Raw genomic sequence first — 303 nt, 5'->3', positions numbered from 1 at the left:
CCGCCCGGGCAACCGTGGACGGTCGCCCGGTGTGAGCGGGCGACGGCACCACCCGCCGGGCGGTGCCGATCCCTGCCGTCTAACCGGCGCACACCGTGCGGGAGTACATCGTGCGCTCCGGAGGACCCGAAGACCCATGTCCAGCACCATCGACAACGCCCCGTATACCGCCTTCCACCGCAGACTGGCCCTGGCCTGCTCCGGTGGGCCGCTGCTCGACGGCTACATCCTGAGCATCGTCGGCGTCGCCCTCATCGGGATGCGCCCCGAACTCGGCCTCTCCACCGCCGAGGTCAGCCTGAT

The organism is Kitasatospora sp. MBT66 (genome assembly GCF_000710405.2).
In the GTDB taxonomy this organism is placed as follows: Bacteria; Actinomycetota; Actinomycetes; order Streptomycetales; family Streptomycetaceae; genus Kitasatospora; species Kitasatospora purpeofusca.
Note: the sequence above shows the minus strand (reverse complement) of the source record.